This is a genomic window from Gilliamella sp. B2824 (assembly GCF_026536245.1).
GTDB lineage: Bacteria > Pseudomonadota > Gammaproteobacteria > Enterobacterales > Orbaceae > Gilliamella.
Genome location: NZ_JAFNON010000011.1, coordinates 13029 through 35918, shown reverse-complemented (window position 1 = coordinate 35918; position 22890 = coordinate 13029). Strand labels below are relative to the sequence as shown.

Below are 22890 nucleotides of genomic sequence, written 5' to 3'. Positions count from 1 at the left end.
AGCTGTACTATTCGTTGCTGAATTGAGCTTGATGTTCACTGCCGTGTAGGTAGTTTAGAAATTATATTAAATTCTAATCAAAATTGATAAATCGTTCACTACCGTGTAGGTAGTTTAGAAATTCCCTGCGGTCAGGCTGCGACTTCCGGTTTAGTTCACTACCGTGTAGGTAGTTTAGAAAATTAGAAAAAGGACGTCTTGTTGAAGATGCGGGTTCACTGCCGTGTAGGCAGAGTTAAAAATTTTACAGAAATTTAGTTGTGATTAATATCTGGTTTACAATTATTTTATACCTTGAATAAACCAAGGTAATCTTCTTCCTATTAATTATCTCATCACAATTTAAAATTATCTAAATCCATAATAACCCTATCTCGTATTGATGCCCTGTAAAGAAGTTTAATTAAGGCTGTATATTATAATATAAAAAAAGATGGATCGAATGGGATCAATGATCCTTAAAAAGGATCGAAGTTAGATCGTTTTGATCTTTACCTATTACTGATAAATTTTTTAAAAATTAAGCAATTAAAAAGTTTTTATTTTAATTTATTATTTATTTTTTATCTAAGTTATGTTATCTTTTTGTGCAAATTTAGTTCAACTTTAAAAAGGGTAATATATCAATGAAATTAGCTTTTCGACCAACTGATAGTTGGCGTTGGTATTTTGATAGTGATTATGATAGCTTAATGCTAGAAGTATCGCCTGAAATGCTATTTCGTTCATGCTATCCTAGCAAAATGTTGATTCCCGATGTGTTTGGCGAGTTTCCTTTTTCTGTCAGTGATGCAACTGCTTATTATCAATTTTTTGATAGCTGTCAATTATTGAATCTTAACGATTCGCAAAAAATTGAATTGTCGATAAATGCGATTGTTGCTGCCAATTTTTTAAAGCCACAAATGCCAAAAAGTTGGTATTTTTCGCAGCAAATAACGGCATATCGACCTAAAATGGCCGATATTGTTGTAGTAAATATGCAAGAAGGTGGTCAATCAGTGTTTTTGATGGTCGTTGAAGCCGGCGAAAACGCATCGTTGTGTATTATTGCTCAACCTACTTTTGGTGCTATGAATAAAACTTTCTATTTTTCAGAAGCGATTAAAGTCATGAACGATAGATTAATGCCAATTTCAACTTGTTCAATTGAGGATAGTCTTAGCAAACATCCACTTGAGTTAGAAGCTATTTCTTAACTAATTCAATTTCAATATTACTTTTGGGTATACAACTACAAGCTAAAATTCGATTTCCTCTTTTAATAGCAGCTTTAGTCATCGCGGTTACTTCACCACTTTTCAACAGTATCTGACAACGTCCACAAACTCCGGCACGACAAGAATAGGGCACAGCTATTTGATGCTGTTCTAATTGTTCTAAAATAGTTTGCTGATTATTGCCTTGAATTATTTGTTCATTAAGTGCGATTGTGCAAGGTTGTTGATTTTGCTTAATTTCAGCTGGGAATGATTTAATATAATTTTTAGCCGGTTGTCGCTCCAGTACTTCTATAGGATCATCTAAACAGACGGTACCATGATTACGAGCAATCATATTCATACCAAAATCAATTTTACCCTCACTATCAGATCTGAAATAGCGTAACGTTTTCAATGGCTCATTATCGGTTGATAACTTACTGGTTTCAACATTCATGGTTGTTACAACACATCGTGTACAGGGTTTGACAATATCAAATATAACTGGGCCAATTTTAATTGTTTTCCAACCATCTTCAGCAAAAGGTAACGCATCTTTAATAATAATATTGCCGCGAAATTGGCGAATATCGAGTTTTTCCGGGCATTGTTGTTGTAAATAATTAAAAGAGGATTGATTAAGTAATAAATAGGGGTATCCATCAGCAAAGCTTACCGCTACATCACAATAGCGTTTTGTACGTCGTGATAAATGGTTACCTACCCAACGTACTTGTACATCTTTTTGCAAGAATTGACTGATAAATTGATTGACACTAATTGGCGCAATATGCGAAGTAAAATGATTTCCCCATACTTGAGTGGGTTCAACATCTTGAGAAAAATCATCTAAATTAATCGTTATCGCTTGCTTAGAGGGTAATAGTAGATGGATCTTATTATCTACCAGTGTGGTTTCGATTTTTAATAACTGTGGATATTGTCTTGCTGTAATAAAAGTCCCATCGGGTTCACTTATCATTAAAACACGATCGTATTGAAAGCCGCCTTCGGTGGTGGTGGCTTTTTTTAGTGGAATACCTTTCATGGACTTACAGGGATAAATATATAACTGATCAACTAACATCATAATGATTGTAATTAAGAAGCAATTAATAAATTATAGCTTTATTTGCCTGCAAGTTTAAGAAAATTATTCGTCAAACAATATTTAATAACATCTCATTGAACATAACAAATTGTTCGATTTTTTAGAGTGTTATTTTAGTCAATTAAATAGGTTAAAGGGTTAATTCTTGATAGCTAATCGCCACGATATAGAGGTAATTTGTACCATTAGGGGTCATAACCGATATTTCATCATCGACCTTATGACCAATTAATGCGCGGGCAACAGGGCTGTTTATTGAGATCCAATTTTTTTTCGGATCGAATTCATCGGTTCCAACAATTCGATAAACATGTATGCGACCAGATTCATCTTCTAGCTTAACCCAAGCCCCAAAAAATACTTTACCTTCCTGCTTAGGATCGGGATCAACAATTGTCAGCGTTTCTAAACGTTTAGTCAAAAAGCGCACGCGTCTATCGATTTCGCGTAATCTTCGCTTGCCATAAATATATTCTGCATTTTCACTGCGATCGCCAAGCGCTGCGGCATCCGAAACAGCTTGTGTTACTTGAGGTCTTTCTATTTTCCATAAATATTTCAGTTCACGATCGAGTGCCAAATAGCCTTCTCTTGTTATATAATTAGCTTTTTGCATAATAAAATTCTATTCCGTTAATCGACGATATACAGAGATACCATGATAAATAATCAAATTAGCCATATTATAGCCGGTGAACTGACGGTAAAACCAGAACAAGTTTTAGCGGCTATTCAATTATTAGATGAAGGAAGTACCGTCCCTTTTATTGCCCGCTATCGTAAAGAAGTAACGGGCGGATTAGACGATACCCAACTACGCACGCTAGACAGTCGTTTAAGTTATTTGCGAGAACTTGAAGATCGTAAACAAACAATATTAAAATCAATCGAAGAACAAGGTAAATTAACCACAGAATTGAGTGACAAAATCACACAAACGCTTAGCAAAACTGAGCTTGAGGATCTTTATTTACCTTATAAACCTAAGCGTCGTACACGTGGGCAAATCGCTATTGAAGCAGGGCTTGAGCCACTTGCTGATGATTTATGGCAAAACCTACACCTTAATCCAGAATCCGAAGCTGAAAAATATATCAACAATGATAAAGGTATTGCTGATAGCAAATCAGCGCTGGATGGTGCACGCTATATTTTAATGGAACGATTTGCTGAAGATGCTGGGCTTCTTGCCAAAGTCCGTCATTACTTATGGAATAATGCCCATTTGGTGTCGCAAGTTGTAGCGGGTAAGGAAGAAGACGGCGCTAAATTTCGTGATTATTTTGCGCAAAGTGAACTTATTTCTAAAGTGCCTTCTCATCGCGCGTTAGCGATGTTCCGTGGCCGCAATGAAGGTTTTTTACAACTGTCATTAAATGCAGATCCCCAATTCGAAGAGCCGCCAAAAGAAAGTTATTGTGAACAGATTATTACCGAGCATTTGGGTGTACATTTTAATGAGCAACCTGCTGATAAATGGCGAAAGGCAGTAATTAATTGGACATGGCGCATTAAAATTTTAATGCATATGGAAACTGAACTGATGACTACTTTACGTGAGCGAGCAGAAGAAGAAGCAATTAATGTTTTTGCCGCTAACTTACATGATATGCTCATGGCTGCGCCTGCTGGTATGAAAGTCACGATGGGGATGGATCCCGGCTTACGTACCGGCGTTAAAATCGCGGTGGTTGATGCTACTGGTAAACTTGTTGCGACCGAAACAATCTATCCGCATACAGGACAGGCAGATAAAGCTGCCATGATGATTGCAGCCCTTTGCATTAAGTATCAAGTCGAATTAGTGGCGATTGGTAATGGCACGGCATCGCGTGAAACCGAGCGTTTTTATCTTGATGTGCAAAAAAAATATCCAGAAGTGAAAGCACAAAAAGTGATTGTTAGCGAAGCGGGGGCATCGGTATATTCTGCCTCGGAACTGGCCGCGCAAGAGTTTCCGGATCTTGATGTATCATTACGCGGCGCGGTTTCGATTGCGCGCCGGTTACAAGATCCATTAGCTGAACTGGTGAAAATCGATCCTAAATCAATTGGTGTGGGACAATATCAGCATGATGTAAGTCAAACACAATTAGCTAAAAAGCTTGATGCAGTGGTCGAAGATGGGGTAAATGCAGTTGGGGTTAATTTAAATACGGCTTCTGTAATGTTACTCGCGCGCATTGCTGGGCTTAACAAAGTCATTGCCCAAAATATTGTTGATTGGCGTAATGATAATGGTCAATTTTCTGACCGTAAACAATTACTCAAAGTTGCAAGATTAGGACCAAAAGCTTTTGAACAGTGTGCAGGTTTTTTACGGATCATGGACGGTAGAAATCCACTCGATGCATCAGCTGTGCATCCTGAAGCTTATCCGGTAGTTGAACGGATTTTAGAAAAAAATCATAAATCCTTAAAAGAGATTTTGGGTGATAGCAGTTATCTTAAATCATTAAAAGCGGTTGATTATGTCGATGATCATTTTGGTGTGCCAACAGTCACAGATATTATTAAAGAGCTTGATAAACCGGGTCGCGATCCAAGACCAGAATTTAAAACAGCACAATTTGCCGATAATATCGAGACAATAGATGATCTTAAAGTGGGTATGATAATGGAGGGTGCTGTTACTAACGTGACTAATTTTGGTGCATTTGTTGATATTGGTGTTCATCAAGATGGTTTAGTGCATATTTCAGCTCTCTCAGATAAATTTGTAGAAGATCCGCGATCGGTTGTCAAAGCTGGCGATATTGTAAAAGTTAAAGTGGTTGAAGTCGACATACCACGTAAACGCATTGCATTAACCATGCGTTTAGATGATGCGGTGACCACTAAAGCCGAAGCAAATAAAAGCCAGCATCGTAGCAATCAAGCGCTAAAAAATCACAATGCACCTTCAAGCACCAATAGTGCAATGGGCAATGCATTTGCTGCTGCTTTTAAAAAAGGAAAATAATGACTTTTCTATCTGCTTTAACTTATTCTAGCGTATTAAAAGGATGATGATTTATCATCCTTTTATTCAATCTATTTGATATTTTTTACATTTTTATCGTTTGTAGAAATAACTTTGAAATCTACTTTTTTTAGAATATAATTGTACAAATTATATTCTATTTTGGGTGAATAAGTTTAATCGGTTTAAATTTTTTGCGCCAAATAGAAGGTTAATTTTATACTCTAGTATAACCAACATATTCTTTTCTTTAGTTAGCTTTTCTTTTGTATTTTTTTAATGTCATTATTTTAGTTTTAAATGAAACATAAGATTGGATTTTTAAAAAAATAGTAACTATTTTTGCATCTAGCAGTAATTTCAAAACAACATCTATTTATACTTAGATGCATAGCGTTAAACATTAACAAAAAGCAATAATCGATAACTGTTAAAACTTCACAATTTTTTATCAAATGATGATTAATTTGTTCGTTCAAACTTCAACTCAATAATCTTGCTCAACACTTTGGATAAGTTAATGAATAGAGGCTAAGAAATGAATAACATTATATATTATACAAAAAAAGTGTGTTTTGTTCGATTTAACATAAAAATTCTAGTTTTATTTATATTATTATTTTTTAATCATACAACAATAGCGAGTAACGGTGTTGTAACAGTGAACTCTATTCATGGTAATCAACCAGATATTCTTGCAAGCGCTGAAACTAAAGTGTTAAACGGAATTCAAATCAAATTTAAATTAGACGATCTCGATCCAGTCGTTATTTCGCCAGGTAGCGCAAATAAGATTTCTGTTGCTTACAATACTTCACCTAGCCTTTATTCATTTGGTGTCGATATTTCGAGTTTAAATGACAGTGATATTCATGATGTGGATGGTGATAAATTGTCGAGTACCGATAGTTTCATTATTCAATCGATTAATGCTCAATGGCTTGACCCAAACAATAACATTATTGCTTCTGATTCCACTGCACCCCTTGGTCGTGATGTGTGCACTTCATCGACGACTAATGCAAATTTATCGGTGAAGGTAACCATTACATTTATTGCTAAAACCCAATACGGTATGCCTGACACCTCAAAACCAAGAGAAGTGTCTAAAACATTTGAAGTCAGTGCTGATGATGGTATCTGTTATATCAGACCGGGCGTACTGGCATTGATTACAAACAATGGTTGGAATGAAGGGGATAACTATGCTCCTTATGGCGCTGATACAATAAGTGTTGATCCTCCTTATAACAGTGATCAATTTACCTTTCATCAAGGCTTCAAGGCAACAGCAACAGATTCAAATGGAAATCATTTTCCAACTTATGGTTTTCCAGAGGCTCGTTTCAGAATTGTACCCGTCAATCCAATATCGGATTATAGTTATACCTTGGTCAAAAATCCTAATAATTCCTTAGTGAATACTGCTCGTGCTTCAAACGCTGATTCTAAAAGTGAATTTAAATTTACCAATAATGTACCTAATCAAGGTGATGAATTTGTAATTTTAGTCACAAATAACCGCACTTCAGCACAATTTTATTATACTTTTTCAATTAATCATTGGTTATATTTCTTAAATAATCCCCCTGGTAATTGGGCAAACTCAAATAAATTATGTCAACAAAATAGTGATAGATTGCCAACACGAGCTGAGATCTCTAATTCTCCTTTATCTTACATACCCACAACTAACGATAACTATTATATAAAAGGTAATGGGTATAAAAGAGCAATCGGTGAAGGGTTAACGCCAGAATGGGGTAAAGTCTACTTTTATGCACCTTTAGATATTATTGGTCGAGATATGATGTCTGGATTGCTAAATTTGAAAAATTTAATCTATTATGAATTCTATTTCACAAATGAACAATCATCAGTAAAAGATGTAATGGGTAATAACAAATATTATAGTGTAGGGATAGTCGAGGGTAATGTTATTGTTGAACCTGATGTGGCATATACTGCATGTGTTAAATATTAATCTGATGAAATTTATAATTTATCAAATCAGAAAGTTTATATTAGACATGAGAAGGTATTTTTATGATAAAAAAGAGATCGATAATGTATTTTATTAATAAAAATATATTCAAGTTTGATTCCAATACTACCCAAAAAAAACAAATGTTTTTTACATTACTTTTTACGATATTCGTATTTCATCTTTTTTTTAATACGCAAGATGTTAAAGCATTATCTTCAGCCGAGGTTAATGCGATTAAGAAAAGCATCACTTATTCCCAACAAGTGATGAACATAGGTTGTTTTTATTCGGATATACTCTATTTGCCTTTATCCGAAAATCAAAAAACAACATTCAAACAAGTAGACAGTGATGAAGGTGATATCGTTAAAAATACTCACTTCGATAATGAATACTATATTTGTTGTTATTTATCTGAGCCAATCACATTTTTTACCAAATCAGAAACAATAACAGAACAAGGACAGAGGTATCAAACAAGGATGTTTGAACTCAATCATTTTGATCTCAACCGTATGTGCCGTTTACACACCACTGTAAACCTTCATTAAATACCATATTTGAGTTATATAAGAACAGTTTGATTATTGCTCAATTCATGGTTACTTAACATTGAATTTATTGTAATAAGGCGGGTAAAAGATCCTGTAATCCAGTTGCGAATTTACCTTACCAATTCTGACGAATAATAACTTTATCTGAACAATTTGAGCTCTGCCAATATTCTGCCATTCTCCCGATGTATAACGTAAAGCTTGTGGTATCGATTGAGTATTTTGTCGATCTTTTGGGCCGTGAAGAATGACTGAAACAGATTGGGGACGTTTTAATTTTAGGAATTTTATCGTTATGTTACTCCTTATCAATCTTACAAATAGACGCTTGGGAGCGTAATGTTATGTAAGCCATTATTTTTTAATTGCATGGCAAAAAGTTCGACTTGATCTTGCGTGGCGGGTTTCCAAGTTTTGGCTATGCCGTGTACCCCATGATTATGAAAGGCATTTATTCTAATTTTGATATTGGGATCGATATCTATTAAAAATTGTGCAAGATGTGTGGCATTGTGTTGTAAGTCAGTATGCTCAGGAATGATTAAAAATCTCACTTCGTAGAGTTTGTTGATTTTCGCCAGGTAGGCGATAGTTTGCTTTACTCGATAATTATCTCGACCGGTTAGTTTTTTATGTATTTGGCTATCCCAAGCTTTCAGATCAATCATTGCACCATCAAGTACAGGTTGTACTTTTTGCCAGCCAGATTGTGACAAATAACCATTACTGTCTATAAAACAGGTTAAGTGCTTTAAATCTTGGTCTTGTTTAATAGCACTAAAAAGTTCTGTAATGAAGGGGAGTTGTATCGTGGCTTCACCACCACTAAAGGTAATTCCTGTCAAAAAAGGTAGGTATTTTCGAATTGTTTGCAAAATATCTTCAACACTGTAACGGTAAGTCATGGGCGTTGAACTATGGCTACAGGTATTTATGCAGGTATCACATTGCTGGCAAGTCGACGCTTGCCAAATGACGTTGTGATTATCAAAAGTTAATGCTTGATGTGGGCAGGCATCGACGCAACTACCACAATTACTACACAACGATATGGTGTAAGGATTGTGGCAATTTAAGCATCTAAAATTACAGCCTTGCAAAAAGATGACCAAGCGATTGCCTGGTCCATCAACACAAGAAAAAGGTAACAGTTTATTAACGATTGCCCATGACTTGTTCATGACTAATTACCCGAGGTGTACGGCATAGATAGCTATTGTTTTCAGTATCTTCGGCCGCTTCACTACCTAAAAATGTGGTATTAATCCGTGAGCCTTCTTGTTTATACTTTTTGATATCCGATAATCTCACCATATAACCGGTTACTCGAACTAAATCATTACCACTTATATTCGCGGTAAATTCTCTAAAACCAAATTTGAATGCCGCTTTACAAATTTGTACTAAGGCTAATGGATTAGTTTTAATGGTCTCATCAATCGTTAAAATATCGCTGATACCAGACGCATAATATTTATGGTGTTTAAACAGTGCCATAATGTGGGTAACCGGATCCGGTTCATGCCCATAAGGGATACGTAATCCCGGTGTTGCTCCTCTATCAGTACTAATGCCTGACTGTGCATGTAACATGGCTTTACCCTGCCAAGCATGCTTAATTTCATGACTATCAACAAAGTCAGCGAGTTGTTTAGAAATAGTGGCAGCCAGCTCATTGGCATCTTCATCGACACCGTAGCGACCGGTTAAGTGAGATTTCTCTTGTAAAATATTCACCGCTTCAGCCATGGCATAGACCCCAAACATAGGCGCAAAACGATTGGCATCAATCAACCCTTCTTTTACCAAAAAGCTATTTTGAAAGAAATTGGATTTTTCATATAAAAATGCAGAGCGGGCTTTAATTAAATTCAGCTGTAATTGACAGTAGAAAGGTAAGGTATTTTGCAAAAAATCGACAATATTTTTACTGCGTAGTGCCACTTCCTTTAAATTAATTCTTGAAAGGGTACTGCCACCTCCGGCAACGGGTAACGAATTATAACAGCTTACCACCCCATAGCCTTTTTCATCAAAATCGTTTTTTATCATCATATTATTGGCAATATGTGGTTTGGCTGTTTGGCAAATATTTTCAATGGCGGTATTTAGTAAAGATTCGGGTGTGATACTTTCGTCATAAATAAACGTTAAATTAGGGGCAACTTGTTTAAGTTCGCGATCGACGCGTAAAATTGTTCGACTAATAACATTGTCGGTCGGCCCAATGTTGGCATGCATAAACGCATCAGGTAAATTGCGATCAAGCATAATCCAAAAACGTTTTAATCGCGGGTAAAGATCGGCTTGTGTTAAATTACCAACATAAGGAAGGAGCACTTGGTCTAAACAACCTAAATAAACGGGCATGCCGGTGACAGATGGAACATGATGATAAGCAATTGTCAGCATATTTAATGCATCATCAAAACTTTTTGCCGGCTCAAGTTCTAGATAGTCTGATCCTTGCTTAAGAAATTTTGCATAATCAGGTAATACATATCGCGGCTTGTAAGGGGCATGACCTTCATACATATCACAAATTACACGTTCATCTAAAGCTTGCTTAGTCTCACTATCCAAGTCAACATAAGGTAAATTATTTTCGGCAGCTAAAGCGAGTAAGTTAGATTTTTGTTTTGGCGACAAATTGGGATCTGTCACTATGTTATAACAATTTTGTTGAAATTCAGTCATGTCCATTATTACCTCGATACTTACATTAAGTAGAGCAAACTTAGGTTAATATTAAATTTTGTTGCTAAATAGTTAAAAATATTAATATTTTTATGCTTAATGATTTTTTACTAAACTTAACAACAAAATTTTCATCGTATCAATTCTTGTTTATTTATCCGTAATGAATGGTTTAGGCTCATAATCGGATGCATTAATAGGCGAATGTGCCTCAAAATATTGTTTTACTGCGTCGGCATCTCGATATCCAGTATCAACATAAGTTGGTAAGGTATTGGTTATCGGATAGCCATCCCCACCCGCAGCTAAAAAGTCAAGTGTGGTAATTCGATAAGTTTTTTGTAAATCAATGGGTTCATCTTTAATTTTTACATTATCGATACTGTCCCCAGTACGCGTTAAACTAATATTTTTTAAATGAGTAAAGCCACCTGAACCCGGTTTTTTACTTAATGCGACTTTCAAATAATCAAGTAATTGTTTGCCGGTTAATTCAAAATAAACTACGCTATTGCCAAATGGTTCAACTTTTAAAATATCGCGGTAAGTAATATCGCCTTCAATGAGTGAGTCACGAATCATACCACCAGACATGATGCCGATATCAGCATTGGTTTTTTCAATAAATGCACTTAATAAGAGTTGTCCCATATTACTTTGTTGATATCTCACTACACTACGGTCACCTTCTAATCGGCCAGTGAGCTCACCTGTTTTAATCAATAATTGTTGTTTACCTTGTTCTTGATAAGGTTGTAAGGTTTCTAATAATTTTTTATCTTGTGGTATCTCTTTAGTGTAATATTCAAGTCGTTTAGTATCATTACCATTATCCACTTCTTTTTTAAGATTGATTGGAATCAGTTGGTAATTTTGTAAGGTTATTTTGCCATTTAAAAAGATAAAATCCGCACGACCAACGTATTTGCCCCATTCATGAGCTTGAACAATCCAAGTGCCATTTTGTTGATCTGGCGCACAAGGCGTGCCGGGTACATACTCAGTAATACGTTTATTAGGGCTTGCCATGCAAACAGGGTTTTGAGAGTGCCCACCGACAATCATATTCAATTCACCGGTTGGTAAACCTCTGGCTAATTCAACATCGCCGGGTGCCATTGAACCATGTTCACCATTTTCGTAATGCCCCATGTGTGTGACGGCTATTATCATATCGGGGCGTTCAGTTTGCTTTATTTGAGAAATAACTTTTTGCGCTTCGGGTAGTGTTTTACGAAATTCGATACCATCGGTATTCTTAGGTGAAGCAAGCGTGATAGTATCGTCTGTTGTTAAGCCAAAAACGGCTATTTTAATGCCGTTCAAATCAAACATTTTATAGGCATCAAAGACTCGGTTATCAGTATCTTTAAAATAAGTATTGGCAGATAGAAAAGGGAAGTGCGCTAGTTTTTGCTGTTCACGAATAATCGTTAGCGGGTGATCAAATTCATGATTACCAACAGCCATTGCATCGTAACCAATCTCGTTCATACCAATAAAATCGGGCTTAGCTTGTAGTACATCAGATTCAGGAACACCTGTATTAATATCACCACCAGATAGTAGCAGTAATTTACCCCCTTTATCTGCTACTTCTTTACGAATTTCATCCACCACCGTTTTTTGGGCTGCAAGTCCATATTCGCCAATATCATTTTGCCAAAATCGGCCATGATGATCGTTGGTATGTAAAATAGTAAATTGATAAGTTTTATTTTTTTCCCAGTTAGGTCCAATTGGCTGTTTAGTTGCCACAACAGCAATTGCATTAACCGAAAATAAGCCTAAAACAATCAGCAGTGATAGTTTTTTATTTAATTTTAAATACTTCATGGTGTCTCCTAAATCCTAATGCAAAACGCCTATTCAGTTATTACTTTAAAAATAAGCTGAGGTTGCTTAGCACTATCACTAATAGTGATATTGTCATAAAGCTTTTGCTTAATGGCATCTAACTTGTCTGTATTAGCATGAATAGTGAGTAGCGCTTCACCTTCGGTGACTTTATCGCCTACTTTTTTATGTAATACAATGCCTACAGCTGGATCGATAATATCCTCTTTAGTTGCACGACCTGCGCCTAATTGCATAGCAATAATCCCAATTTGATCTGCAATAATTCTTGAAACATAACCCGATTTTAATGCTGGTAGGGCGATTTGATAAGGCGCGCTAGCGAGTTTTTCTGGGTGATCAACAACCGAGCTATCGCCGCCTTGTGCTTCAATCAAATCTTTGAATTTTTGGATAGCTTTGCCATTTTTGATGACCTCTTGCAGTTTTTCTCGTGCTTCTTCTAATGTTTTAGCTTTATTAGCAAGCACAACCATTTGGCTACCAAGCGTTAAGACCAATTCGGTTAAATCAGCTGGACCATGACCTTTTAAGGTATCAATGGCTTCTTTGACTTCAAGGGCATTACCAATAGCAAAACCTAGTGGCTGTGACATATCCGAGATAATCGCCATGGTTCTACGCCCAATCTGATTACCAATATTCACCATTTCGTGTGCTAGTTTTTCAGAGTCTTCCATGGTTTTCATTAATGCACCATCACCGGTTTTGACATCAAGCACAATGGCATCGGCGCCGGCGGCTAGTTTTTTACTCATAATGGAACTAGCAATCAACGGAATAGAACCGACTGTTCCTGTTACATCGCGTAGTGAATACAATTTTTTATCTGCTGGTGTTAGGTTGCCTGATTGCCCAATTACCGCAACGCCTTTTTCATTAACTTGATCAATGAATTCTTGCTTACCTAATTCAATTTTAAATCCTGGAATGGATTCGAATTTGTCATTGGTTCCACCTGTGTGACCAAGGCCACGTCCTGACATTTTGGCAACAGGGATATCTAATGCCGCAACTAAAGGTGCTAAAACTAAAGTTGTCGTGTCACCCACACCGCCAGTTGAGTGTTTATCGACTTTTATACCTTTAATCGAGGATAGATCAACCGTATCACCTGAGTGCATCATTGCGCTAGTTAAATCGGCACACTCTTTTGATGTCATTCCTTGAAAATAGATCGCCATTAATAGTGCACTAACTTGATAGTCAGGAATGGTGCCATTAGTATAGTTGGTGATAAAAAATTGGATTTCTTCGGTTGTAAGGGGATGACCGTCACGCTTTTTTTCAATAATATCTACAAATCTCATTAAATTTCTCTCTTAATATCAATAAATTAAGTTAGTATGTTTAAATTTATATAAAGTGAGTCACTTTATATTTGTCAAATAGTGTCGACATAATTAACATAACTTTAATAATAGCTAGGTTATTAAAATTATTTTATTATCAATCTTATTCACTAAATAAGATTTAATCTAAATCACTCGGTGAAAAAGACCAAGGTAATAATTCACCTACTGTGGTTTCTTGAATTTTTCCCTGCATATTAGTTAATATAACGGGCATATCTTTAGCACAAAATTCGCTAATCACTTGGCGGCAAGCACCACAAGGTGAAATAGGGCCATCTGTATCACCAATAACCACTAATTTTTTAAATTTTCGTTTACCTTCCGACACGGCCTTAAAAATGGCGGTGCGTTCTGCACAGTTAGCTAATCCATAAGAGGCGTTTTCAACATTACAACCTAAAATCGCTTCGTCATCTTCGGTGATAAGTACTGCACCCACCTGAAATTTAGAATAAGGAACATAGGCTTTTGAACGGGCAGTTTTAGCAAGTTCAATCAATTTTTCAATTTTCATGGTGTTAGTCCTTTTTAGTTTCAATTGTACTAGTTATTTGGGATTGATTTTTTGCCGGTGATTGTAGGTCTAGTTGATATACACCAAAGCCTAAATTGTCTTTATCGATAAATTTTATTGGATAAAGCGAATTGTGTTCAATATACGCTTTTGCTTCGTTACTTGGTGAAGACTCAAAGCGGATATCTAATTTGGTTTGACTCGATATTGGCGCTATTTGCCAATTATTATCGGCGTTAACATTTACCACGCCTTTTTCTTTTGTGGTATTTGTAATATATGCCGAAAGAATGACTCTTAAATCATCAGGCGAATTGAATTTAACATTTTTACCGCCCGTGCCAGGAAAATTACCGGTATAAGCCCGATAATTATTAGTTGCTATTAAAAATGGCTGTTTAACATCGATTGGTTTTTGCTGATAAGTGAGATTTTTAATACGTTCAGCATTGGCGTTGATTAATTGGCAATTGCCATCGTAACGTGCGGGTTGTGTTACATCTATTTGATAATCCACACCATCAATGGTATCAAAATTATAAGTTCTAAAGTGCTCCCAATTGATTAAGTATTGCGGTTTATCAGACTGTACGTCAATTTGATTATAGACTCCTGCTGAACATTCCAGCCACTCTTTGACATCTTGACCTGTAATTTTTACCGCAGATAAGATATTTGGATACAAGTAAATATCGGCTGCGTTTCTAAACGTGAGATCACCTTGTTTTACATCCACATAAGCTGAAGGATCATTTTTTCGACCACCGGCTTTAAAGGGTGCAATTGCTGATAAAATAGGTAATCCATCCAGATCAGGATCGCCCTGAACAAACTGTTTTACGTAAGCTATTTGTGCATCACTAATGATTTGTAAAGCGGGGGTATCTTCCACCAATGCTAAATAACTATTGATATCGGTTGATACTTTACCAATTGGTTTGCTGACAAATTCACGGGTAGCTTGGTGATCTTGTTTCAATACGTTAGCAATATTTTGGTCGGCCTCAACCAGTGCTTTTTTATTTTTGATGTCATAAATTGGTCTAGCTTCGGATTTTCCTGAAGTGACTTGCCAATGATCCTTATTGCCATCGAGTACTAAATCAACAATGCCTAAATGGCTACCCCATTGGCCCGGCATGACCGCAGGAACATGATTGATATTGCCTGTTTTAATATCGGTATTAGGTAAGGATTTAAAATCGTCACTCGGGAAAACACCATGCGAATGACCAAACATAATAGCATTGATACCATCGACTTGACTTAAATAATAAACAGAATTTTCGGCTAAGGCTTTATACGGGTCTGCTGATACACCAGAATGTGCAATAGCTATAATCACCTGTGCACCTTGCTGTTTCATCTCTGGCACAAAGTGTTTAGCCGTTTCGGTAATATCTTTTACAACCACTTTACCTTCTAAATTTAGTTTGTCCCATTGCATGATTTGCGGTGGGACAAAGCCGATATAACCAATTTTGATTGTATGTTTATGCCCATCAGTATCCATTACTGGGGTATCAACAATAATGTAGGGTTTGAAAAAAGGCTTATTGGTTTTTGCATCATATACATTAGCATTAACATAAGGAAATTTAGCACCCGATAAGCTTTTTTGTAAAAAGTCTAAACCAAAATTAAACTCGTGATTGCCGATATTACCAACTGTGTAATTAAGGGTGTTTAATGCTTTATATACTGGATGGATTTCACCGTGTTTGAGCCCTTTATTTTTAGCATAATCGGCCATTGGGCTACCTTGAATAAGGTCACCATTGTCAACCAAAACGCTATTTTTGACTTCTTGTCTTGCTTGATGAATTAAGTTAGCGGTTTTTACTAACCCAAAAGTATCAATATATTGATCTTTAAAGTAATCATAATTCATCATATTACCGTGAAGATCACTTGTTTCGATAATTCTTAAATCAACTGTTGCTGCTTGTAGTGAGCCAGAAATTAATAGAGTTAAAAGGGGTAATGTGATTTTGTATTGTTTCATGTAGATCTCCTATTGCTCTGGCTTTGTTATCCATTAACTTGTTTTCAATAATAATTTTTGGTACTGAGTAAATCTTGCAACAATTGCAGGATGATAGTTTGTACCCGCAATGGCCTGTTTCAGGTCCTGTTTATCGGCTAGTGTAAAGCATGACAAAACATAATCGGTTAATTGTGTTTTGATTGAATCTTCAATAAAAGCGGCATCAATACCACACAGGGTGATATCGAGTAATTCTAATCTTGAAAAATGAAACATTGATTGGGCAAGTTGATATTCCTTCTCAATATCTGTACCAAAAATGCCGGCATCATCGGTATTAAGGGTTATACGAACGCCATTTTCGTACAGTTGTCGTATTGGGTGATTGTGAAGGTCACCTTGTAATTCATTGACTAAAATACGATTACTGGTTAGTGCTATTTCTAACGTGACGTTTTGAGTCACTAATTGATGAATTAAATTTTGATCTTCAATGGCGCGAATACCGTGCCCAATGCGGCTAGCTCCATGTTTAAGTGCATTAATGATACTTTCAGCCGATTCAATTTCGCCAGCGTGATAAGATTTTTTTAAGTTTAATTTTGATGCGAGCTGATGAGCTTTTTCAAAATCATCAAAATGCCCTGACTTTTCATTACCAGCAATATTAAATCCGGTGATAAATGGATGAGGATTCCTTTCAATAAATCGCAACGTATCGTAAACTAGTTTAGCGCCAAGATGTCTTACACCAATAACATGGTATCTTACCGTGATATTAAATTGTTTTTGTACATCAATAATGGCGTTATCCATTTGTTGTAATGTTTGATGAAATTTATCTTGATCCCAAATGATTTCACCCTCACTTTCTGTTGCGCAGATATGATAAGGCGAAAGAAAGAGTTCGCAATAAATTAATCCCTGTTTGGCGTTTCGATACAAAAAATCATAGGTAATCAGGTAATAATCTTCGGGCGTTTTTACAAAATTGGAAACAGTATCATAAGTTTGAATAAACTGAACAAAATCAGTTTCGTCATAGCGGTATCGTCCGTAAGGGTAAGCATCTTTATCATATTCGCCAGATGAATAACATAATGATGGGGAAAATGGCATATGATTTTTATCGGCTAACGTTTTAGCCATTAAAGGCGTTATGCTACCTTCTACGTGTTCATGTAATATTACTTTTGGAACTATTAGCTTATTCATCGAGTCTTTATCTTGTTAACTAAGCGTATTGAGCGCTGGAATCATGATTAATCAGTTTTTTAAAACATTTTCGTGAATCTTAAGTTATCTACATTGTTTGCTTTATTCTACCTTGATAAGGATCAACATTTCCATACATTTTATGTGACTTCTTAGTAATTTTGTGAGGTGGCTAACCATTTATGAGTCATAAACAGGCAACGAATTGATTTGTTGCCTTAATATAGTATAAATAGAATTTTCACAATCAAGTTATCATTAAGCTGTTTTTTAATTGAATAAAGGTAATATTTAGTATTTCTACTAGGTATTACCATTAATCATTAACAAAATGATAACTTAATTGTTGGTATAGTAATTTAACTTACTGTTTTAGCTGTGGTTAATTTACTTGTATCGTTTTTAAAGATCAGTAAAAAGATAATAGCAAGAATTAATGAGTAACCAGCAAAAATAAGCCAAATGGTACGCCAATCAATAATGCCAGCAGTCGTGTAATGATCAACAACAATGCCGCTGATAGTTGAACCTAAATAAGCACCAAGACCATTAGTCATAATCATAAATAGACCTTGTGCACTATTACGAATCGCTGGTGAAACCGATTTTTCAACATACATTGATCCTGAAATATTATAAAAATCAAATGCACAACCATAAACAATCATTGATAATAGCAATAGTACAAAACCAACTGGAGAAGGATCACCATAGGCAAATAAGCCAAAGCGTAATACCCATGCCAACATACTGATTAACATGACATATTTAATACCTAAACGTTTCATAAAAAATGGAACAAATAGGATAAATACAACTTCTGAAATTTGCGAAATGGAAAGTAATACTGATGGGTATTGTACCACTAAGCTATCGGAATATTGTGGAATCTCGGCAAATGAACGTAAGAAAGGGTTACCAAACGTATTGGTGATTTGTAAAATACCACCGAGTAATACAGCAAATATGAAAAATATTGCCATTCTTGGTTGTTTAAATAGTACAAATGCATCTAATCCTAATGAACTGACCAATGATTTTTCTTGACTGTCATTTTTAGTTGTTGCGCTAACAGGTAAACTTAGTGAATACAGGCTAAGTAAAATAGAACTTGCTGCTGCTATATAAAGTTGCATGTTGCTCAGTTCTAATTTTAAAAAACTCACTAACCACATTGCCACAATAAAACCAATGGTGCCGAAGATTCGGATACTAGGAAATTGGCTGATAACATCAAGGTTTTTTGATTCTAAACAAGAGTACGAAATTGAGTTTGAGATTGCTATAGTAGGCATAAACGCTAGGCAATGAATTAGCATGACTGCCACCATCATAAATGGAGATGTGATTGATGCGGCAATAAATAGTGTAATTGCACCAATTAAATGACAAAGCATAAATAGGCGATTAGCCGGTATCCATCTGTCTGCTACTACACCAAGTAAGCCCGGCATAAATAGAGAAGCGATCCCCATTGTGCCGTAGACTGAACCTACAGTTGTGCCACTAAATTTTAGTGTCTCCATCATATAAGAACCCAGAGTAATAAGCCAACTACCCCAGATGAAGAATTGTAAGAAAAATATGACTTTAAGTTGTACCTTGATATTCATTTCGATTCCTTATTAAGCGAGATCTTTTATACCCTATTGTTAAAACTAATGAACAAATTTTAACTATTACGTCTGATAAGTATTCAACTTTCAGACAATTAACTTATGCAGTTTGGTAACTTAAAACAGGTTAGTAATGAAATGTTACTGAGTTATTTCAATGCCAACACTGTTTATTACATAAATTATTGATCAAAAAAAATGGCAGAAATTCTGCCATTAATTTAATTTGAATTCAGTAATACCGACTCTAAAGCAACAGTGATCATCTCTTTAAAGCCGAGCTGTCGTTGTTCTGCCGACATAGCTTCACCTTTACGAATATGATCTGATACAGTACAAATAGCTAAGGCTTTGGCGCCATATTCAGCTGCGACACCGTAAATACCTGCCGCTTCCATTTCAACACCTAAAATGTTGTATTTTTCCATTACATCAAACATTTCAGCATCAACGCTGTAAAATAAATCTGCTGAAAATAAGTTGCCAATTTTAACATTGACACCTAATTTTTTTGCTGCATTAACCGCATGACAAGTCAGATCGAAATCAGCAATGGCTGCAAAATCATTGTCTTTAAAACGTTGACGATTTACTTTTGAATCAGTACACGCTCCCATCCCTACAATGACATCACCAACATTCACATTAGGGCTAATTGCACCGCATGAACCGATTCGGATAATATTTTTTACACCATAAAACTTAATGAGTTCTGTTGCGTAAATTGAACATGATGGAATACCCATTCCATGCCCCATAACCGAAACTTTTTTACCTTTATAGTCGCCGGTAAAGCCTAGCATAGATCTGACATTCGTCACTTCTTTTGCATTTTCTAAAAATGTTTCTGCAATGAATTTTGCTCGAAGCGGATCGCCTGGCATTAAAACTGTTTCGGCAAAAGCATTATCATCAGCATTTATATGTGGGGTAGACATCAAAATCTCCTGAATATCTTTTTCTAAAAAATTGTCCTACTTTAAATAAAATGGTTACTTTTTAATAAATGATTGACCATAATCCATTGGTGATAAATCAAAATAGTCCGCAACACTTTGCCCGATGTCTGCAAAGGTTTTACGATGACCTAATGAACCAACTGGAACACTATCACCATACACTAAAACAGGTATGTGCTCACGAGTATGATCTGTTCCTGTCCAAGTTGGATCGCAACCATGGTCGGCACTAATAATAAGTAGGTCTCCCGGTTGAATTAAAGCTAGCATTTCAGGTAGTCGACTATCAAAATATTCAAGCGCTGCGGCGTAACCAGCAATATCCCGGCGATGGCCGTATGACGAGTCAAAGTCAACAAAGTTTGTAAACACGATAGTGTTATCTTTGGCTTGTTTGATCTCTTCTAACGATGCATTAAATAATGCTTCAATGCCTGTTGCTTTAACTTTTTTAGTGATGCCAACCTCTGCATAAATATCGGCAATTTTACCGATTGATACTACAGTACCCTGTTTTTCATCAACCAGTTTTTTGATCATTGTTGGTGATGGTGGTTCAACGGCTAAGTCATGGCGGTTACCTGTGCGAACAAATTCACCCGCTTTTTTACCAATAAATGGGCGAGCTATAACACGCCCAATGTTGTAATCACCTTTATTAAGTTCATCACGTGCGATTTCGCATATTTCATAAAGTCTATCTAAACCAAAGGTCTCTTCATGACAAGCTATTTGAAAGACTGAATCAGCTGAGGTATAAAAAATTGGTTTTCCGCTAGCCATGTGCTTTTCACCTAGTTCATCAAGAATGACCGTACCTGATGAGTGACAATTACCCAAATAACCTGGGAGTTTAGCACGTGCGACAATTTTATCTAACAATTCTTGGGGGAAACTATTTGTGGTGTTAGTAAAATAGCCCCAATCAAATAATACAGGCACACCGGCAATTTCCCAATGTCCTGACGGGGTATCTTTACCGGAAGAAATTTCGCTAGCATAACCATAAGCACCAATGATGTTACCTTCAGTCTTCATGCCTTTTGGATAACTTCCCGATGATTCGTATGCAGCTTCAATTAACCCTAGTTTAGCTAAGTTTGGTAATTTTAGTGGACCTTTGCGACCGTGATCTGCTTTACCTAATGCACAAGCTTCGGCAATATGACCTAGTGTATTAGCACCTTCATCCCCATATTTTTTTGCATCCTCTGCACCGCCGATTCCGAAGGAATCAAGGATCATAATAAAAACTCTTTTCATAATTTCCTCTGACTTCTAATAAACTTAACTTCACTACAATATAAGGAATAACAGCCCCTAAAACCGTGATTATGTGCTCATTTATTAAGTATATAAATATGATTTAAATCATTATAGCTATGTTTCAATCGTTCAAGCTAGAATTTTACTACGATTTATAAAAAGATCGCTAGCTCGTTATGATACATGATAAATGAAAACAAAAAAGATCAAACCATCAGTTTAGTCGATTATTTATTCAAAATTGGTCAGTTATTCTTATTTTTTTAGTCGACAGGTAACTTAGCACAACGCGTTTTAATTACACTATAACCTATTGAATGTATTTTACTTTAATTCGCTTATTTATCAGCGTTTGAATAATTAATAAAACATCATTTATCGTTGTGGTAAAATAATCATTTTTATGCAAAATATAATGCATTACACAATGCTTTGCCGATATTTAAATGCTGAGCTTATTTCGAATAAAAAGCGTATATAGACTAAAAATCTTAAAGTTAATTAATCAAATAATAAAAACGCTCTTAATTCAATTATGATGCAGGTTAATTTTAATTAGCACATCTCTATAAAGAGATTAAAGGTAGTGAGTGATGAAACAAAAAATTCCAAATACCTTTGGGCTGACGGTTTATGCTCGAAGTGTCGTTACCGTTTCAACCGTTGAGCAATTACAACAAGTTTGGGATCAAAATCAAGAAAATCAGCCCATTATGATCATCGGTGAAGGGAGTAATACACTGTTTACCGCTGATTATGACGGTATTGTGGTTGTCAATCGTATTAAAGGCATCACGATTACTGAAACACAAGAGTCTTGGCTTTTAAACGTTGGCGCTGGTGAAATCTGGCATGATTTGGTGTCAACGACGGTAGAAAAACAGTTAGCAGGATTAGAAAATCTTGCTTTAATTCCTGGGTGTGTTGGATCGGCGCCAATCCAAAATATTGGTGCTTATGGCATTGAGTTTCAAAAAGTGGCTGATTATGTGCAGTTACTTGAACTTGCGACAGGTAAAATTATTACTGTTACTGATGGTCAATATGGTTATCGTGAAAGTATTTTTAAGCGCCGTTATAGCAATGGCTATGCTGTTATATATGTAGGCATTAGATTATCAAAACAGTGGCAACCAGTATTAACGTATGGTGAATTAAAAAACTTTGATCCCCAAACGGTCACCTCCAAAATAATTTTTGATAAAGTTTGTGAGATTCGACGCAGTAAATTACCCGATCCTAAAATTTTAGGTAATGGTGGAAGCTTTTTTAAAAATCCCGTTGTCGATAAAATTGTTGCCGATAAATTACTTGAAATTTACCCAGCAATGCCTATATATCCACAAGTTGACAATCAAGTCAAATTAGCCGCTGGATGGTTAATCGATCAATGTGGTCTTAAAGGTTTTCAAATTGGTGGAGCAGCAGTACATCAACAACAGGCATTAGTATTGGTCAATAAAAATAATGCAACAGCGCAAGATGTTGTGGCGTTGGCGCGTTATGTCAAAAATGCAGTATTGGAAAAATTTTCAGTGACTTTATCACCTGAAATTCGTTTTATTGGCCGTACTGGTGAAATTAATGTAGATAAATTTTTATAATTAA

General features: G+C 35.8%; 16 protein-coding genes, 1 pseudogene and 1 CRISPR repeat array (1 of these 18 cut by a window edge). Of the genes and pseudogenes, 5 read left to right on the top strand and 12 right to left on the bottom strand.

Going from position 1 to position 22890, the window contains the following annotated elements:
• Positions 1 to 181: a CRISPR direct-repeat array (repeat unit 28 nt; unit sequence GTTCACTACCGTGTAGGTAGTTTAGAAA); it reaches 267 nt to the left of the window's first position.
• Between the two features lie 445 nt (positions 182 to 626).
• Complete coding sequence (locus J3U56_RS10105; protein WP_267333439.1) at positions 627 to 1199, top strand: cell division protein ZapC; 573 nt, start codon at positions 627 to 629, stop codon at positions 1197 to 1199.
• Here the strand turns inward: J3U56_RS10105 and J3U56_RS10100 are convergent.
• Both J3U56_RS10100 and greB read right to left on the bottom strand, forming a co-directional pair.
• Entirely contained in the window at positions 1189 to 2292 is a 1104-nt protein-coding gene (locus J3U56_RS10100; protein WP_267367562.1) for a YcbX family protein, read from the bottom strand. The two genes, J3U56_RS10105 and J3U56_RS10100, sit on opposite strands and share 11 nt — an antisense overlap.
• A gap of 151 nt (positions 2293 to 2443) precedes the next feature.
• Positions 2444 to 2929, bottom strand: a complete 486-nt coding sequence (gene greB, locus J3U56_RS10095) for a transcription elongation factor GreB (protein WP_267333441.1) — start codon at positions 2927 to 2929, stop codon at positions 2444 to 2446.
• 42 nt (positions 2930 to 2971) lie between these two features.
• Between greB and J3U56_RS10090 the strand changes: the two are divergent.
• The 3 genes and pseudogenes from J3U56_RS10090 to J3U56_RS10080 all read left to right on the top strand — a co-directional run.
• Positions 2972 to 5137, top strand: a pseudogene (locus J3U56_RS10090) (Tex family protein); the annotation flags it as partial.
• A gap of 799 nt (positions 5138 to 5936) precedes the next feature.
• Positions 5937 to 7259, top strand: a complete 1323-nt coding sequence (locus J3U56_RS10085) for a hypothetical protein (RefSeq protein WP_267367558.1) — start codon at positions 5937 to 5939, stop codon at positions 7257 to 7259.
• A 62-nt stretch (positions 7260 to 7321) separates the two neighbouring features.
• Positions 7322 to 7813, top strand: coding sequence for a hypothetical protein (locus tag J3U56_RS10080; protein ID WP_267367556.1), 492 nt, complete (start codon positions 7322 to 7324; stop codon positions 7811 to 7813).
• Between the two features lie 317 nt (positions 7814 to 8130).
• Here J3U56_RS10080 and J3U56_RS10075 read toward each other — a convergent pair whose 3' ends face one another.
• The 10 genes from J3U56_RS10075 to J3U56_RS10030 form a co-directional block, all read right to left on the bottom strand.
• A complete protein-coding gene (locus J3U56_RS10075; protein WP_267333445.1) occupies positions 8131 to 8997 on the bottom strand; it encodes a YjjW family glycine radical enzyme activase in 867 nt (288 codons plus the stop codon).
• Positions 8972 to 10519, bottom strand: coding sequence for a YjjI family glycine radical enzyme (locus J3U56_RS10070; RefSeq protein ID WP_416380347.1), 1548 nt, complete (start codon positions 10517 to 10519; stop codon positions 8972 to 8974). Before J3U56_RS10070 ends, J3U56_RS10075 begins: the two co-directional genes overlap by 26 nt.
• 144 nt (positions 10520 to 10663) lie before the next feature.
• Positions 10664 to 12349: a bifunctional UDP-sugar hydrolase/5'-nucleotidase UshA gene (gene ushA / locus J3U56_RS10065; RefSeq protein WP_267343486.1), complete on the bottom strand. Its 1686-nt coding sequence runs from the start codon at positions 12347 to 12349 to the stop codon at positions 10664 to 10666.
• A gap of 29 nt (positions 12350 to 12378) precedes the next feature.
• On the bottom strand, positions 12379 to 13680 hold the full coding sequence (locus J3U56_RS10060) for a pyrimidine-nucleoside phosphorylase (RefSeq protein WP_267333448.1): 1302 nt from the start codon (positions 13678 to 13680) through the stop codon (positions 12379 to 12381).
• Positions 13681 to 13843: 163 nt separating this feature from the next.
• Entirely contained in the window at positions 13844 to 14239 is a 396-nt protein-coding gene (locus tag J3U56_RS10055) for a cytidine deaminase (RefSeq protein WP_065568119.1), read from the bottom strand.
• Between the two features lie 4 nt (positions 14240 to 14243).
• Positions 14244 to 16244, bottom strand: coding sequence for a bifunctional 2',3'-cyclic-nucleotide 2'-phosphodiesterase/3'-nucleotidase (locus J3U56_RS10050; protein WP_267367552.1), 2001 nt, complete (start codon positions 16242 to 16244; stop codon positions 14244 to 14246).
• A gap of 33 nt (positions 16245 to 16277) precedes the next feature.
• Positions 16278 to 17441 carry an adenosine deaminase gene (add, locus tag J3U56_RS10045; RefSeq protein WP_267367550.1) on the bottom strand — a complete coding sequence of 388 codons (1164 nt, stop codon included), beginning with the start codon at positions 17439 to 17441 and terminating at the stop codon, positions 16278 to 16280.
• 359 nt (positions 17442 to 17800) lie between these two features.
• Positions 17801 to 19054 (bottom strand): nucleoside permease, encoded by a 1254-nt coding sequence (locus J3U56_RS10040; protein WP_267333451.1) that lies wholly within the window; start codon positions 19052 to 19054, stop codon positions 17801 to 17803.
• A 224-nt stretch (positions 19055 to 19278) separates the two neighbouring features.
• Entirely contained in the window at positions 19279 to 19995 is a 717-nt protein-coding gene (gene deoD, locus J3U56_RS10035; RefSeq protein ID WP_267333452.1) for a purine-nucleoside phosphorylase, read from the bottom strand.
• 54 nt (positions 19996 to 20049) lie between these two features.
• The gene (locus J3U56_RS10030; RefSeq protein ID WP_267367548.1) at positions 20050 to 21279 is read right to left on the bottom strand and encodes a phosphopentomutase; all 1230 of its coding nucleotides are present in this window, start codon (positions 21277 to 21279) and stop codon (positions 20050 to 20052) included.
• A 596-nt stretch (positions 21280 to 21875) separates the two neighbouring features.
• On the opposite strand from J3U56_RS10030, the gene murB reads away from it, so the two are divergent.
• On the top strand, positions 21876 to 22886 hold the full coding sequence (murB, locus tag J3U56_RS10025) for a UDP-N-acetylmuramate dehydrogenase (RefSeq protein ID WP_267333454.1): 1011 nt from the start codon (positions 21876 to 21878) through the stop codon (positions 22884 to 22886).
• Positions 22887 to 22890 lie beyond the last annotated feature (4 nt).